Genomic DNA, 13,561 nt, shown 5'->3' with positions numbered 1-13,561 from the left:
GGGCCCCATGCACCTGTCACGACTCGCAATTCCCGCTGCGACGCTGGTCGGCGCGGCCCTTCTGTGCGTGCTTCTTGCCTTTTTCGGTCTGCACCTTGTCGAGAACAGCTCGCGCGCGGGGGTCGAGACCGAACTGAACCTGGAAGAGCTGGACTGGGCCGAGGTCGACGTCAACGGGTTGCAGGTCTTCCTGATCGGCGAGGCCCCGGACGAAGCGGCGCGTTTTCGTGCCGTGACGGTCGCGGGGCGCGTGGTGGACAGCGCGCGGGTGATCGACCAGATGCTGGTGGCCGAACCGGCCGAGATCCGCCCGCCGCGGTTTTCGATCGAGGTGCTGCGCAACGATGACGGCCTCTCGGTGATCGGGCTGGTGCCCGCATCGACCGATCTGGATGCCCTGCTGGAACGGTTCCGCGCCACCGTGGGCGAAACGGGCGAGGTGTCGGACCTGCTGGAAACCGCCGATTTTCCCCCGCCCGAAGGCTGGGACGCTGCGCTGCGCTATGCCGAACGGTCGCTGGCGCAACTGCCGCGGTCCAAGGTGTCGGTCGGCGCCGGTACCGTGGCGATCAAGGCGATGACCGAAAGCGTCGAGGCACGCCGCCGCCTGCGCGCGGATCTGGAACGGCGGGTGCCGCAGGGCGTGTCGCTGGTGCTGGACCTGTCGGCGCCGCGCCCGGTCATCACGCCGTTCACGCTGCGCTTTTTGATCGACGAAACCGGCCCGCGCTTTGATGCCTGTTCGGCGGATACCGAAGCGTCGCGTGCCATGATCCTGGGCGCCGCGCAGGCGGTTGGCGCGAGCAGGCGGGCCAGCTGCCGGCTGGGCCTGGGGGTTCCGTCCGGGCGTTGGGCGGAAGCGGCGGTCATGGCGATCGGGGCGCTGTCCGAACTGGGACACGGGTCTGTCACGTTTTCCAACGCCGATATCGCGCTGCTGGCGGATGAGGGCACCGATCAGGTGCTGTTCGACCGGGTGGTGGGCGAGCTGGAAAGCGGTCTGCCCGAGGTATTTGCGCTGCATGCGGTGCTGCCCGAAACCCCCGACGCCTCCGAACAGGGCCTGCGCGAATTCACTGTCACGCTGTCGCCCGAAGGATCGGTGCAGCTGCGGGGCCGGGTGAACAGCGAAATCACCCGTCAGACGGTGGACAGCCTGGCGCGGGCGCAGTTCGGATCAAGCGCTGTCTACACCGCCGCGCGGGTCGATGAAGACCTGCCAAAGGCCTGGTCGACGCGGGTGCTTGCCGCGATCGAAGCCCTGGGCGAGCTGTCCAACGGCGCCGTCCGGGTCACGCCGGATCTTGTGCGCGTCACCGGCAACACCGGCAACCAGGACGCGAACGACGAAATTTCGGTGCTGCTGGCGGACAAGCTGGGCGATCAGGCGGAATTTCAGATCGACGTGACCTATCGGGAAAAGCTCGATCCCGATCTGGGGATCCCGACGCCCGAGCAATGCGAATCCCAGATCGTCGAGATCGTCGGCGACCGCAAGATCACCTTTGAGCCGGGCTCGGCCAATCTGGATGCGTCGGCCAAGGACGTGATGGACGACATCGGCAAGCTGTTGAAACTGTGCGGCGACATTCCTCTGGAAATTCAGGGGCACACAGACAGCCAGGGGCGTGAGACGATGAACCAGCAGCTGAGCCAGGACCGGGCGCAATCGGTGCTGGATGCGCTGCGCAACCGCAACGTCCTGACCGCCGCCTACCGCGTGAAAGGGTACGGAGAAGAGCACCCCATCGCCGAGAACGACACCGAAGAGGGTCGCGAGGCCAACCGTCGGATCGAATTCCGGCTGATCCAGCCCGAGGCGGCCGAAGACACCCCGACCACGCTGGAAGAGCTTGAAGACGGCGCCCCCACGGGCGATACCGACGCCACCGGAGCAGGTGCCGGTGCGGACGAGGCAGGGGAATGAACAGGACGGAATTCGTGATCGCCACGGCGATCATTCTCTTCGTGGCTTTCTGCATGGGGTGGTTTTCGAACTGGCTTGTGAATCGGTTCAAGCGAATCAGCCAGGCGGATGTGGACCAGCTGGAGCGCATGAGCCAGGAACTGCACGAGGCCGAAGAGACCCGCGACCAGGCAATCACCTATCTGCAGCAGCGCGAGGCCGAACTGACCAACCAGCTTACCCAGACCGAGGCGGAACTGTCCGCCGCGATGGAAGGCCTGCGCGAGGCGCGTCACGAGGCCGAAGAGATGCGGTCGTGGATCGAACGCCATCAGGGCAGCTGACCCTCCGCCGCGATGGGATGTCTTTCACACAAGGGGCCGCGTTCCGCGGCGCAGGGGAGCCTTGATCCGCCTTGCGGCGGATGCATCGGCCGTCTGGCGCCCTTGGCGGGTGACTGCGACATATGCCGGCACGTTGCGGCGGCTGCGATTCCGTGACGAACGCGGAGCCGCGGCGACAGGTGCCAGGGTTTGCGCGCAACGTCTTTTCATTTGCGGGCGCGGTTCGTATCAGGCGGTCAAAAGGAAGGTGCCGTATGTCTCATATCACGCTGGTGCGTCACGGGCAGGCCAATACCGCGGCGCGCGACGAGCTGTCCTATGACCGGCTGAGCGCGCTGGGGCGTCAGCAGGCGCGCTGGCTCGGGGATCATCTGCGCGACAGCGGAGAGCAGTTTGCGCGGGGCTATTGCGGAACGCTGCGACGCCACCGGGAGACCGCCGAAGAGATGGCGCTGGGACTTGAGCTTGTGGTGGATTCGCGTCTTGACGAGTTTGAGTATTTCACCATGGCCCAGCTTTGCCAGGTGCAGCACGGGGTCGCGATGCCGACCTGCCGCGAGGAGTTCTCGCTGCATATGCCGCGTTTGTTGGGGCTTTGGCGCGAGGGTGCGCTGGAGGGCGCGCCGGTGGCGTTCGATGCCTTTCAGGCACGGGTGTCCGACGTGCTGCACGACATTGCCGGCGGCGACGGGCGCGCGGTCGTGGTGACGTCGGGCGGGGTCATCGGGATGGCGATGCGGCTGACGATGGATCTGGGGATGGGGGCGCTTGCGAATGCCTGTCTTGCCATCGAGAACAGCTCTTTGCACCGGTTTCAGCCGATGCCGTCGGGCTTGGTGCTGACCCAGTTCAACAGCGTGCCGCATCTTGAGGGCGCCGCACGATCGTTACAGCGCACGCATCTGTAAGCCGGGCGGACCTTTGGTGAGCGCCCGTTCAGCGCATCCAGAACCCTTCGCGTTTAAGCCGGTTGCGGAATCCCTGCTCGCCTCTGGGCAGCGCGTCGCGATCGAACAGCGCGCGCGCTTTCCAGCCGCGCCCCTGGTAAAGCGTGCGAAGCAGGGGCTCGTGCTGCTTCAGCACGCGCTTGATGCGGTTCGGCGCGGCAATGTTTTCGAGCATACGAATCACCGATTCGTCTTCGCGCGCGTAGAGCAGGGGGAAGGTACGATAGTGACAGGTGACCGACCCGTCCAGGGCCCCTCCGGGCAGAGTGTCGCGCCCGCCGCCCAGCGACTGGATGACCAGTGGCAGCGCCACCTGGTCGAGCCAGGGGTCAAGGGACTGGCAGACCAGTTCGGGGGGCGGGTCGTCGCGGATCGACAGCGCGTAATCCAGGAACCGTTGCCCGAACCGGCGCGGGCAGTGGTAAAAGAAAAAGCCCGCGTTGAAATACAGGTACCGCTGCCAGTATTCATCCGGCCAGCGGGGGTCGAGGCTGGACTGGAAATCCAGCCCGAAGCGGTGGTAGAGCGCGGCCCAGGTGTCGTGATACCCCGGCCCGTAAAGTTCGATGCGCGGCCAGGTGCCCTCGCGCCGCAGCGACGCCGTGGGGCGGGCGAAATCGAAGGGCACCGCACAGAGGTCTGACAACACCAGCGTGTCTGTGTCGAAGAACACAAAGGGTTCGGCTTCGGGCAGGGCAAGCAGCGCCTCGATCTTGTTGCCATAGGGATAGGACTGGCCGAAGTGGCGGTTTTCAAACGGCAGGAACGTCGCACCGTGGTCTTCGAGGATGGACCGGATTTCGGGGTCCTTGATGCGCGGATCGCTGTCCCAGAGATCACCTTGCTGCGGTTCGGCGACAAAGAGCCTGACGTTGGTCGTTGTCAGCGCCAGCGACATCGCGAACAGCACGGCTTCGTACTGCAACCGGCCCGCCTGGCCGACGATCATCACGTTGAAAGCTTGCCCGCTCATGCCCGCGCCCTCTGGTTTTCGACACTATAGGGGCGCGGGAGCGGGCGAGAAAGCCGCCTTAGAATTCGATCGGCTCGAGAACCTGCGGTTCGATCACCCGCACGCCCGGAAGCTCGGCCTCCAGCACCTCGGCGGATTGCTCCAGCGCCGGGAAGGTGCGATAATGCATCGGGATCACCGTCTTGAAGTCGAAGTACTTTTTTGCCGCCCAGCCGGCCATTTCCATGTCCATGGTGTAGTAGCCGCCCGCCGACAGGATGCCGATGGTGGGCGCGTAATATTCGCCAATCCAGGCCATGTCGGCCATGATCGTGGTGTCGCCCGAAAAGTAGATGCAGTGCCCGTCGCCGCGGATGACATAACCGACCTCGGCGCCGGTGTATTGCTGTGTGCCGTCCACCGCCATCGACGAGCTGTGCGAGGCGGGCACCATGCTTACGGCGACATCGCCGAGCATGACCGTGCCGCCCTTGTTGAACGCGTGCGCGACCGTCACGCCCTGCGCTTCGAGCACCGACATCAGTTCGAACATCCCCGACACGGGCAGGTCGGTTTCCCTGGCCAGATCGACCAGACCATCGGTGTGGTCGAAATGGCCGTGGGTCATGAGGATGTGCGTCGCGCCCTGCAACGCCTCGGCGCGGCGAGTCTCGGGCATCATCGGGTTGCCGGACAGCCAGGGGTCGATAAGGATGACCTCGCTCGCAATTTCAAAGCGAAAGCTGCCGTGGCCGAGCCATGTGATTTTCATGTAGGTGTCCTCCGGAATATACTGCCAGCCGGGACGGTAGCGCATGGGGCGCTGCGGTAAAGGGGGCAGACCTGTGCATGCTCCGGCGTCGAGGGGGCGCTGCCCCCGCCCTTTCGGCCCCCCGGAGTTTATCGGGCAAGATGAAGCCGGGGCGCAGCGCTTGACCTTCATCTTGCCCGATAAACTCCCGCCGGAGGCAGGATGGACATAGCGGCTGGGGGATCGGGTCTGGACAAGGGCGCGGCTTGGGGGTTCTTTCGGGGCGGCAAGGATGAGGAGCGGCAGCATGGATATCGAGGATCTGGCGGAGCGCATCCTGGCGGGCGAACGGCGGGCGCTGGCGCGGGGGATCACGCTGGTTGAAAGCGGACGGGCCGATCACAAGACGATGGCGCGTGCCTTGCTTGAACGGTTGCGCGGGTCAGGGCGTGAGGCGATGCGGATCGGGCTCTCAGGCACGCCGGGCGTGGGAAAATCCACCTTTATCGAGAGTTTCGGCATGATGCTGGTGGCGCAGGGGCTTCGGGTGGCCGTGCTGGCGGTGGACCCGAGCTCGGCGCGCACGGGCGGATCGATTCTGGGGGACAAGACCCGGATGGAGCGGCTGAGCCGGTCGCGCCAGGCGTTCATCCGACCCTCACCGGCGCAATCGCATCTTGGCGGAGTGGCGCGGCGCACCCGCGAGGCGATCGCGCTGTGCGAGGCGGCGGGATTCGATGTGGTGTTGATCGAGACGGTGGGTGTGGGGCAGTCGGAAACCGTGGTGGCCGAGATGTCGGATCTGTTCCTGCTGCTGCTTGCCCCGGCGGGGGGCGACGAATTGCAGGGGGTCAAGCGCGGGATCATGGAGACCGCCGACATTATTCTGATCAACAAGGCGGATGGCGATCTCAAGGCGACCGCCACCCGGACCTGCGCCGATTATGCCGGGGCGCTGCGGCTTTTGCGCAAGCGTCCGCAGGACCCCGAGGGCTTTCCCAAGGCGCTCACCGTTTCCGCCGCGCTGGAACGCGGGCTGGAGACCGCCTGGGCCGAAATCAACGCGCTTGCCGACTGGCGCCGCGAGACGGGGCATTTCGCCGGGCGCCGGGCCGAGCAGGCGCGGTTCTGGTTCGAGGCCGAAGTGCGCGAGGGCCTGCTGGCCCGGCTGCGCCGCGAGCCGGTCAAGGGCGCCATGGCGGCGCTGGCGGCACAGGTCGAGGCCGGGCAGATCAGTGCCGAGCTGGCGGCGGATGAATTGCTGGAAACCTATCTCGGGGAAAGCCTGCCCACATGAAGGCGACGCGCGTCTTTGACGGCGCATTGCTGCGCGCCGATCTGTTCAAGGGCGACAGGCGGCGGCTTTTTGTCAGTTTCCGCCAGCGGGTGGGCACGCAGGGTCAGTTCGAAGAGGCGCGCCCGGTGCGCAGCTTTACGTCGCACGGATATGCGCATCTGCATATCCAGAGCCTGTGGAACGACTGGTTCATCAATGGCGAAACATCTGCGATGGAAATCGCCTTGCGGGCTTTGGCGCCGCGCTACAGGCGTGTCGTGGCGATGGGGTTTTCCATGGGGGGTTACGGCGCGTTTCGGTTTTCGGGGGTGTTGGGGGTCGCGCAGGTGATCGCCATTGCGCCGCAAGTGTCGATCCACCCCGAGGTGGTGCCTTTCGACACGCGCTATCGCGACGAATCGTCCGGGTTCGACCAGGCGGCGGGGAATCTTGCGCGCCATGCCAACCGCGACATGGCGGGAATCGTTTTGTGCGATCCTTTCGTTTCCAACGATCTGGCGCACGCCCGGCTGGCGCAGGGGTTGTTTCAGGGCTTGCGCATCTGCCGGTTGGCCGGGGGCGGGCACCCGCCCACGCGGGTTTTGCGGCAGGCGGGCAGCCTGCCCGATCTGCAAGCGCAGCTGTTGCACGGCGGCCCGGACGCGGCGCAGGTCATCGCCCTGCACCGGATGGGGCGGCGCTGCTCGCCAAGTTATCACGCGCATATGGCGAGGGTTGCCCGACGGCGCGACCGGCCCGCGCTTGCCGACCGGTTCCGGACGCTGAAGGCCGGGGCGGTCCCGGTTGTGGACAAGGGATAAGCGCCTGCGCAAAAGCCCCCCACGGGAGGGTTGACGCGAAACTGTCATGCGGCTAGAGAAGCGCGACCAGATTCCGGGTGCCCCTCTGGGCGGCGCCCTTTCATATTGGCAACCCCCATGGCGCTGTCTGCCTATCCGGTGGCTTGCCCCGAACGATAAGGATGTACCCGATGTCGCGCGTATGCGAACTGACCGGCAAAGGCCCGATGACGGGCAATAACGTGAGCCACGCCAACAACAAGACCAAGCGTCGCTTTCTGCCGAACCTGAACGACGTCTCCTTGCAGTCCGAGACGCTGGGTCGTGCGATCAAGATGCGCATCTCGGCCCACGCGCTGCGCTCGGTCGATCATCGCGGCGGTCTGGACAAGTTCCTGGCAAAGGCCAAGGACACCGAGCTCAGCGCAGCGGCGCTCAAGGTCAAGAAAGAGATCCTGAAGGCACAGCTCGCGACTGCCTGATCTACTTGGATTCGGACGGTCTTTCGAACGGTCCACAGAGTTACCCCCAGCCTCGGCGTTCCAGCGCCGGGGCTGTTTCCTTTTGTCGCATGACAGCAAGTTCCGTTTCGCCTAGTTTCGCGGCGATGGTGCAAAAAACTTATCCACTGACAGCCTTTATCCTGTCCCTGGTGCTGGCGATGACCGGCTATCAGATGGCCGTGGCGCGCGCGCAGCCGGTGCCTGTGGGGCAGGTGGTGATCTGCTCGGGCTTTGGGCTTGTCACGGTGATGGTGGATGCCGATGGTCAACCCGTGGCCGAAAGCCATGTCTGTCCGGACGGGCTGATGACGCTGTTCACCGCCGCGGGCGGTGCCTGGGTGGCGCCGGAGCATCTTGGGTTTTGGGTCTCGTCAAGGTCGGATCCGGGGCAAGCGACGGGGCAGGGGTTGCGCCTGCCCGAACGCTTGGCCCGCGGCCCGCCTGGTGTTGTCTGATCCCGATCTTGCCCACAGACACACATAAGGACAGACCAGATGAGAATCGTTCTTTTCACGGGCGCAGCCGCGCTTGCCTTTGCAACGGTCGCGCAGGCGGACATCGTGGTGCGTGACGCCTATGCGCGCAGCGCCATGGCCAACGCGCCGACCGGCGCCGCGTTCATGATTCTTGAAAACACCGGCGACAGCGCTGATCGGCTGATCGGTGTGCGATCGGATGCCGCCCACCGGGTCGAGCTGCACACCCACATCGCGGATGCCAACGGCATCATGCAGATGACCGAGGTCGAGGACGGGTTTCCCATTCCGGCCCATGGCAAACACGCGCTGCAGCGCGGCGGCGATCATGTGATGTTCATGGGGCTGACATCGCCCTTCGAACAGGGCGCCAGCGTCGCTGTGACGCTGACGTTTGAAAACGCCGGCGACGTGGCCGTCGACATCCCGGTCGATCTTGATCGCAAGCCCGCGCAGGGCGGGGCCCATGGCGATGGGCATATGCAAAAGCGCAACTGACCCCGGCTTTGACGCGCCCCCGTCCGGGGCGCGTCATTCGCCGCCGAGCAAGCTGTCGGGCGCGGGCGCCGCATCCAGCGCCGAAGCCGGCAGATCAAGCACCAGATGGCCGCCCTTGGCGCCGGGGGCACGATACGACAGCGCGCTGAAGGGCACGGCGTGACGGCGGCTGGAAAAGAACCCGCCCCGACCGATCACGAGATAGGCGATGCGGTTGGCCTGCGGGTCCCACAGCATGTCGGCGAGATGTCCCATTTCGGCGTCGCTGCCGAAAACCGGGCGGTCCAGCCAGCGCCCAAGCCGGTCATAGCGGTCCAGCGCCGCCTCGGCGCGGGGGTCGGTCGGGCGGTCTTCGTCATCGGACGACGGCAGGAACGCGGCCAGCGCAAGCGGCGCGTGGGTTGCCCCGAACGGGCCGACGACAAGGGGCGGCATCGCGCTGACCAGCGAATCCACCTGATAAGTCTCGCCGGTCCAGCGCGGGGCGTCGGACAGTTCCTTTTCGGTGATCCGCATCGGCAGGCTGCGCGACGCGGGATCCGGCGCACCGAGCAGGGCGGCGGGCGCCAGTGCCTGACCCTCTGAGTCGCGCCCGGTGGACAGCGACACATACACAAGCCGCCCCGATCCCGCGTCGAACACAAGGTCGCTGAGCACCAGGCCCTCGGCCTCGGCGTCAAGTTTCCAGGTCAGCAAGTCTGTCAGGCTGTAAAGCACCCTTGGTCCTCCTTTCGGGCAGTTTCTGCCGGATCAACCGGGTTGCGCCGTATTTTGTTCCGGAACCCAACCGGCCCGCAAGTTGTTGATCTGGTGAACACGCAAGGAGGAAGCCATGTCAGCCGATATCTTTATCGCCGGACTGGCCGGACTCTCGATCATCGGCGTTCTCATTTTTGCGCTCACCAGCGCGAAAAACCGTGATGGGAATATACGGTGACTGGCGGACCGAGCCATTCCGCATAGGCGGACCGCAGGGACGGCGGACCAGATCCGTCGCCCTGCACCCGGTCGGCCTTCGTTTCGCAACCCTCTCCCGCCATTGCCCCGGTTTCGCGCATCTTGCGGGCTGTGCGGGCGCGGCTATAGGTGAGTCTATTTGTCAGGTTGACTTATCTGATATTTTTGGTCAGATATTGCCATGTCCAGCCACCCCGTACCCTCAGGGCAGCCCGATACCCGCAACCCGAACGATGGATGCAGGAGGCTGACAATGCCCGACCGCAAACCCCAAGAGGTCCCGACCGCTTTGGTCCGAGACGATCTTCACGCCCTCGTGCTTGGGGGGCTATGGCCCGCCTGCGCCGCGCTGGAAACATTGCTCGACCGTATCGAAGCCAGGGAGATACTGAAATGATGGAAGCGAAAGTCGTTCCGCAATCCGCCGTTCCCGCCATTCCGCGCCATGTCGCGCGTCGCCTGACCGACGAGGGCAACCTGGCCGAGATCGAGCTCGACGGGCAGGTCTACACCCTGCGGATCACCAAAGCCGGAAAACTGATCCTGACCAAGTGACGGTCATCTGATCCGCTCCAGTCAGCCAGACAGAAAAACCACCCAGAAACGCCAACAAGGACAGTCCATGAAATTCGCCCCATCCACCGCGCTCGCGGTGCTGATCGCATCGCCCGCATTCGCCGTCGAAAAGGCCGAGGTGCTGACCACCTACGCAGACATCGCCCATGCGGGATACGAGGACAGCCTGACCACCGCGCAAGCCCTGCAATCGGCCGTGGAAGCGCTGATCGCCGATCCGTCGCCGGATACGCTTGACGCCGCGCGCACCGCCTGGCTCGCCGCGCGCGACCCCTATCAGCAGACCGAGGTCTTTCGCTTTGGCAACGCCATCGTCGACGATTGGGAAGGCAAGGTGAACGCCTGGCCGCTGGACGAAGGTCTGATGGACTATGTTTCGGATGATTACGAAGGTCCGACCGATGAAAACGACTATGCTGCGCTGAACATCATCGCCAACCCGCAGGTCACCATCGCGGGCCGCGACGTCGACGCGTCAAAGATCACCCCCGAGCTGATCGCCGACACGCTGAACGAGGCCGATGGCGTCGAAAGCAACGTGGCGCGCGGCTATCACGCCATCGAATTCCTGCTCTGGGGGCAGGATCTGAACGGCACCGGGCCCGGCGCGGGCGAACGCCCCTACACCGATTACGTCACCGGCGACGACTGCACCGGCGGCAATTGCGATCGCCGCGGCGATTACCTGAAGGCGGCGACCGATCTTCTGGTGTCCGACCTTGAAGAAATGGTCTCGGCCTGGGGGGCGGACGGCGACGCACGCCAAACCGTCACCGTCGATGAGGACGCAGGCATCACCGCCATGCTGACCGGCATGGGCTCGCTGTCCTACGGCGAACAGGCCGGCGAACGGATGCGCCTGGGCCTGATGCTGAACGACCCCGAAGAAGAGCACGACTGCTTTTCCGACAACACCCACAACTCGCATTTCTACGATGGCAAGGGCATCCAGAACGTCTATCTGGGTCAGTACACCCGCGTCGACGGTTCGGTCGTGCGGGGCGCGTCGCTGTCGGATCTGGTGACCGAAGCGGACCCGGCGCTGGACGCTGAAATGAAGGCAAGGCTTGACACGACCATGGCGGCGCTTGGCGACATCAAGGCGGCGGCCGAGGGCGGTTTCGCCTACGACCAGATGCTGGCGCCTGGCGATGAAAAGGGCGAGGCGCTCATCATGGGCGGCGTTGACGGGCTGATCGACCAGACCCGCACCATCGAACGCATCGTGACGGAACTGGCGCTGGACGATGTGGCCATCGAAGGCTCGGACAGCCTGGATGATCCGAACGCCGTCTTTCAGTAAGTCCCCCCTCACGGAGACCCGAGATGATCGTTTGCAGCTGCAACGGAATTTCCGACCGTGACATCCATGCCGCGATCGACTGGATGCGCGCCGCGGACCCGCAAACGATCATCACCCCCGGAAAGGTTTTCCATGCCCTTGGCAAAGCCGCCGATTGCGGAGGTTGCATGCCGCTTTTCTTGCAAACCATGCGCGGAAGCGACAATCTCGAAGTACCCATGGAGCTTTGCGGCCTGACACGTCGCGGAAATACAAAGGAAAAACAGCATGAAGGGCGATGAGAAAGTCATCGAGTATCTTAACCGCGCGCTGCGCTCGGAACTGACGGCGGTCAGCCAGTACTGGTTGCATTATCGTCTGCAGGACGACTGGGGCCTCGGCCACATGGCCCGGAAAAGCCGCGAGGAATCCATCGAGGAAATGAACCACGCCGACAAGCTGATCACCCGGATCATCTTTCTGGAAGGCCACCCGAACCTGCAAAAGCTCGACCCGCTGCGCATCGGGCAAACCCCGAAAGAAACGCTTGAGGCCGATCTTGCCGCCGAACATGAGGCGCGCACGCTGTATATCGAAGCGCGCGACCATTGCGAGTCCGTGCGCGATTATGTGTCCAAGGATCTGTTCGAAGAACTGATCGCGGATGAGGAAGGGCATATCGACTTCCTTGAAACCCAGCTTGATCTCTATGCCCGGCTGGGCGACGGAGGCTATGCGCAGGTCAATGCGACGCCCATGTCCGAGGCCGAATAGGGCGTTCCTCTGCGCCGTCCTTGTGTGGGGCGGCGCGGCCCTGGGGGCCGAGACGCTGGCGGATGCCCATCCCCCCCTGAGCGATCCGCATCTTGATGCCCCCGCGCGCACCGCATCCGAACGTGCCCGCATCAAGGCGGTCGTGACGCCCACCGCCGATTTTTCCGCCCCCGAGCCGTTCGAGGCGCGCCCCGCGGGGGCCGCCACCGTTGCGCCCGTGCCCGGCCCGCATGTCTTTGACCAGCCTTCTGCCGGAATCGACGGCGAGGCTCGGATGACCTGGCATCTTGGCCAGGCGCTTTTTGACAAGCTCTGGGTGCCGTCGCCGTCTTCGACCCGCGGCTCTGACGGGCTGGGGCCGCTGTACAACGCGCGCAGTTGTCGGGCGTGCCATCTGCGCGATGGACGCGGGCACACGCCAGACGCCGATGGCGCCGTTTCGATGTTTTTGCGGATCTCCGTGCCCGCCGATCCCGGCGCCGGGATGCCCGCCATCGCCGACTGGATCGCCACGCGACCCGATCCTGTCTACGGCGGGCAGTTGCAGGATTTCGCCGCCGTTGGGCACCGCGCGGAATACCGTCTTGATGTGCGCTACGATGAAATCGCCGTTGCGCTGTCGGGCGGCGACAGGGCCTACCTGCGCAAACCGGCCTATACCGCCGCCGATCTGGGCTATGGTCCGCTGACACCCGGCGCGATGCTCAGCCCCCGCGTGGCGCCCCAGATGATCGGCCTTGGCCTGCTGGAGGCGATCCCGGCGGCGCAGATCACCGCCCGCGCCGACCCCCGCGATGCGGATGGCGACGGCATTTCCGGGCGCGCCGCGATCGTGTGGTCGGATCAATACGACCGCCCCATGCTGGGCCGATTTGGCTGGAAGGGGGGCGAGCCAACGCTGCGCGAACAGGCGGCGGCGGCGTTTTCCGGCGACATCGGCATTTCCACCTGGCTGAACCCGCAGCCCTGGGGCGATTGCAGCGCAGCGCAGGACGATTGCCGCACCGCGCGCCACGGCGTCGATGCCGATGGGGCCGAACTGCCCCGCGACGCGCTGGAGGCGGTGCTGCACTACACCCGCAACCTTGGCGTGCCCGCCCGCCGCGCGCCCGGCGATCCGGAGGTGCTGCGCGGCAAGCGTGTGTTCCACGACACCGGCTGCACCGCCTGCCACACGCCCAAACACGTTACCGCCAGGCTGTCGGGCCAACCCGCACAAAGCTTTCAGCTGATCTGGCCGTTCACCGACCTGTTGCTGCATGATATGGGCGACGGGCTGGCCGACAACCGCCCCGAGGGGCGTGCCACGGGGCGCGAATGGAAGACGCCGCCGTTGTGGGGGATCGGCTTGACCGGACAGGTGTCGGGGCATACGCAGTATCTTCATGACGGTCGCGCGCGCTCGCTGCTGGAAGCGGTGCTCTGGCATGGCGGCGAGGCGCGGACCCAGCGCGATACGGTGGTTTCGATGCCGCCCGCCGACCGTGATGCCCTGATCCGCTATCTGGAAAGTCTCTGA

General features: G+C 65.3%; 17 protein-coding genes. 14 read left to right on the top strand and 3 right to left on the bottom strand.

What is annotated here, in order from left to right; all coding sequences use genetic code 11:
• Positions 1 to 7: 7 nt before the first annotated feature.
• The 3 genes from ATI53_RS08295 (at position 8) to ATI53_RS08285 (ending at position 3,158) form a co-directional block, all read left to right on the top strand.
• A complete protein-coding gene (locus ATI53_RS08295; RefSeq protein ID WP_009502834.1) occupies positions 8 to 1,927 on the top strand; it encodes an OmpA family protein in 1,920 nt (639 codons plus the stop codon).
• Positions 1,924 to 2,250, top strand: coding sequence for a hypothetical protein (locus ATI53_RS08290; protein ID WP_111550177.1), 327 nt, complete (start codon positions 1,924 to 1,926; stop codon positions 2,248 to 2,250). Before ATI53_RS08295 ends, ATI53_RS08290 begins: the two co-directional genes overlap by 4 nt.
• 254 nt (positions 2,251 to 2,504) lie before the next feature.
• Positions 2,505 to 3,158: a histidine phosphatase family protein gene (locus tag ATI53_RS08285; protein ID WP_009502832.1), complete on the top strand. Its 654-nt coding sequence runs from the start codon at positions 2,505 to 2,507 to the stop codon at positions 3,156 to 3,158.
• A gap of 28 nt (positions 3,159 to 3,186) precedes the next feature.
• Here ATI53_RS08285 and ATI53_RS08280 read toward each other — a convergent pair whose 3' ends face one another.
• Complete coding sequence (locus tag ATI53_RS08280; RefSeq protein ID WP_111550176.1) at positions 3,187 to 4,170, bottom strand: GT-B fold glycosyltransferase domain-containing protein; 984 nt, start codon at positions 4,168 to 4,170, stop codon at positions 3,187 to 3,189.
• A 58-nt stretch (positions 4,171 to 4,228) separates the two neighbouring features.
• Complete coding sequence (locus ATI53_RS08275; RefSeq protein WP_034451507.1) at positions 4,229 to 4,921, bottom strand: metal-dependent hydrolase; 693 nt, start codon at positions 4,919 to 4,921, stop codon at positions 4,229 to 4,231.
• 286 nt (positions 4,922 to 5,207) lie between these two features.
• Between ATI53_RS08275 and meaB the strand changes: the two genes are divergently transcribed.
• The 5 genes from meaB to ATI53_RS08250 all read left to right on the top strand — a co-directional run bounded on the left by meaB (position 5,208) and on the right by ATI53_RS08250 (position 8,453).
• The gene (meaB, locus tag ATI53_RS08270; RefSeq protein ID WP_111550175.1) at positions 5,208 to 6,197 is read left to right on the top strand and encodes a methylmalonyl Co-A mutase-associated GTPase MeaB; all 990 of its coding nucleotides are present in this window, start codon (positions 5,208 to 5,210) and stop codon (positions 6,195 to 6,197) included.
• On the top strand, positions 6,194 to 6,997 hold the full coding sequence (locus tag ATI53_RS08265) for an alpha/beta hydrolase (protein ID WP_009502828.1): 804 nt from the start codon (positions 6,194 to 6,196) through the stop codon (positions 6,995 to 6,997). The genes meaB and ATI53_RS08265 overlap by 4 nt, the downstream gene beginning before the upstream one ends.
• A gap of 170 nt (positions 6,998 to 7,167) precedes the next feature.
• Positions 7,168 to 7,458 (top strand): 50S ribosomal protein L28, encoded by a 291-nt coding sequence (rpmB, locus tag ATI53_RS08260; protein ID WP_009502827.1) that lies wholly within the window; start codon positions 7,168 to 7,170, stop codon positions 7,456 to 7,458.
• Positions 7,459 to 7,583: 125 nt separating this feature from the next.
• The gene (locus tag ATI53_RS08255) at positions 7,584 to 7,934 is read left to right on the top strand and encodes a hypothetical protein (RefSeq protein WP_009502826.1); all 351 of its coding nucleotides are present in this window, start codon (positions 7,584 to 7,586) and stop codon (positions 7,932 to 7,934) included.
• 39 nt (positions 7,935 to 7,973) lie between these two features.
• Positions 7,974 to 8,453, top strand: coding sequence for a copper chaperone PCu(A)C (locus ATI53_RS08250; RefSeq protein ID WP_111550174.1), 480 nt, complete (start codon positions 7,974 to 7,976; stop codon positions 8,451 to 8,453).
• 33 nt (positions 8,454 to 8,486) lie between these two features.
• On the opposite strand, the gene ATI53_RS08245 is transcribed toward ATI53_RS08250, so the two are convergent.
• The gene (locus tag ATI53_RS08245) at positions 8,487 to 9,170 is read right to left on the bottom strand and encodes a PRC-barrel domain-containing protein (RefSeq protein WP_111550173.1); all 684 of its coding nucleotides are present in this window, start codon (positions 9,168 to 9,170) and stop codon (positions 8,487 to 8,489) included.
• 493 nt (positions 9,171 to 9,663) lie between these two features.
• Between ATI53_RS08245 and ATI53_RS23240 the strand changes: the two genes are divergently transcribed.
• From ATI53_RS23240 to ATI53_RS08220, 6 genes are all read left to right on the top strand, one after another.
• Positions 9,664 to 9,807: a hypothetical protein gene (locus tag ATI53_RS23240; RefSeq protein ID WP_170134542.1), complete on the top strand. Its 144-nt coding sequence runs from the start codon at positions 9,664 to 9,666 to the stop codon at positions 9,805 to 9,807.
• Entirely contained in the window at positions 9,807 to 9,965 is a 159-nt protein-coding gene (gene hemP / locus ATI53_RS08240; RefSeq protein ID WP_083840561.1) for a hemin uptake protein HemP, read from the top strand. Before ATI53_RS23240 ends, hemP begins: the two co-directional genes overlap by 1 nt.
• A gap of 67 nt (positions 9,966 to 10,032) precedes the next feature.
• Entirely contained in the window at positions 10,033 to 11,289 is a 1,257-nt protein-coding gene (locus ATI53_RS08235; RefSeq protein WP_111550172.1) for an imelysin family protein, read from the top strand.
• A 23-nt stretch (positions 11,290 to 11,312) separates the two neighbouring features.
• Positions 11,313 to 11,570 carry a (2Fe-2S)-binding protein gene (locus ATI53_RS08230; protein ID WP_009502819.1) on the top strand — a complete coding sequence of 86 codons (258 nt, stop codon included), beginning with the start codon at positions 11,313 to 11,315 and terminating at the stop codon, positions 11,568 to 11,570.
• Entirely contained in the window at positions 11,557 to 12,042 is a 486-nt protein-coding gene (bfr, locus tag ATI53_RS08225) for a bacterioferritin (protein ID WP_009502818.1), read from the top strand. The genes ATI53_RS08230 and bfr overlap by 14 nt, the downstream gene beginning before the upstream one ends.
• A complete protein-coding gene (locus ATI53_RS08220; RefSeq protein WP_375342732.1) occupies positions 12,014 to 13,561 on the top strand; it encodes a di-heme oxidoreductase family protein in 1,548 nt (515 codons plus the stop codon). The genes bfr and ATI53_RS08220 overlap by 29 nt, the downstream gene beginning before the upstream one ends.

The organism is Salipiger aestuarii (assembly GCF_003259905.1).
Lineage (GTDB): Bacteria > Pseudomonadota > Alphaproteobacteria > Rhodobacterales > Rhodobacteraceae > Salipiger > Salipiger aestuarii.
The sequence above is the reverse complement of the archived record's forward strand: the minus strand, read 5'-3'. Positions and strand labels throughout refer to the sequence as shown.

Excerpts from the sequence above, each read along its gene's own strand:
- meaB (WP_111550175.1), top strand. The coding sequence starts at position 5,208 with ATGGATATCGAGGATCTGGCGGAGCGCATCCTGGCGGGCGAACGGCGG.
- ATI53_RS08235 (WP_111550172.1), top strand. The coding sequence starts at position 10,033 with ATGAAATTCGCCCCATCCACCGCGCTCGCGGTGCTGATCGCATCGCCC.
- ATI53_RS08220 (WP_375342732.1), top strand. The coding sequence starts at position 12,014 with ATGCGACGCCCATGTCCGAGGCCGAATAGGGCGTTCCTCTGCGCCGTC.
- ATI53_RS08295 (WP_009502834.1), top strand. The coding sequence starts at position 8 with ATGCACCTGTCACGACTCGCAATTCCCGCTGCGACGCTGGTCGGCGCG.
- ATI53_RS08280 (WP_111550176.1), bottom strand. The coding sequence starts at position 4,170 with ATGAGCGGGCAAGCTTTCAACGTGATGATCGTCGGCCAGGCGGGCCGG.
- ATI53_RS08290 (WP_111550177.1), top strand. The coding sequence starts at position 1,924 with ATGAACAGGACGGAATTCGTGATCGCCACGGCGATCATTCTCTTCGTG.
- ATI53_RS23240 (WP_170134542.1), top strand. The coding sequence starts at position 9,664 with ATGCCCGACCGCAAACCCCAAGAGGTCCCGACCGCTTTGGTCCGAGAC.
- ATI53_RS08285 (WP_009502832.1), top strand. The coding sequence starts at position 2,505 with ATGTCTCATATCACGCTGGTGCGTCACGGGCAGGCCAATACCGCGGCG.
- ATI53_RS08255 (WP_009502826.1), top strand. The coding sequence starts at position 7,584 with ATGGTGCAAAAAACTTATCCACTGACAGCCTTTATCCTGTCCCTGGTG.
- hemP (WP_083840561.1), top strand. The coding sequence starts at position 9,807 with ATGGAAGCGAAAGTCGTTCCGCAATCCGCCGTTCCCGCCATTCCGCGC.
- ATI53_RS08275 (WP_034451507.1), bottom strand. The coding sequence starts at position 4,921 with ATGAAAATCACATGGCTCGGCCACGGCAGCTTTCGCTTTGAAATTGCG.
- rpmB (WP_009502827.1), top strand. The coding sequence starts at position 7,168 with ATGTCGCGCGTATGCGAACTGACCGGCAAAGGCCCGATGACGGGCAAT.
- ATI53_RS08230 (WP_009502819.1), top strand. The coding sequence starts at position 11,313 with ATGATCGTTTGCAGCTGCAACGGAATTTCCGACCGTGACATCCATGCC.
- bfr (WP_009502818.1), top strand. The coding sequence starts at position 11,557 with ATGAAGGGCGATGAGAAAGTCATCGAGTATCTTAACCGCGCGCTGCGC.
- ATI53_RS08265 (WP_009502828.1), top strand. The coding sequence starts at position 6,194 with ATGAAGGCGACGCGCGTCTTTGACGGCGCATTGCTGCGCGCCGATCTG.
- ATI53_RS08250 (WP_111550174.1), top strand. The coding sequence starts at position 7,974 with ATGAGAATCGTTCTTTTCACGGGCGCAGCCGCGCTTGCCTTTGCAACG.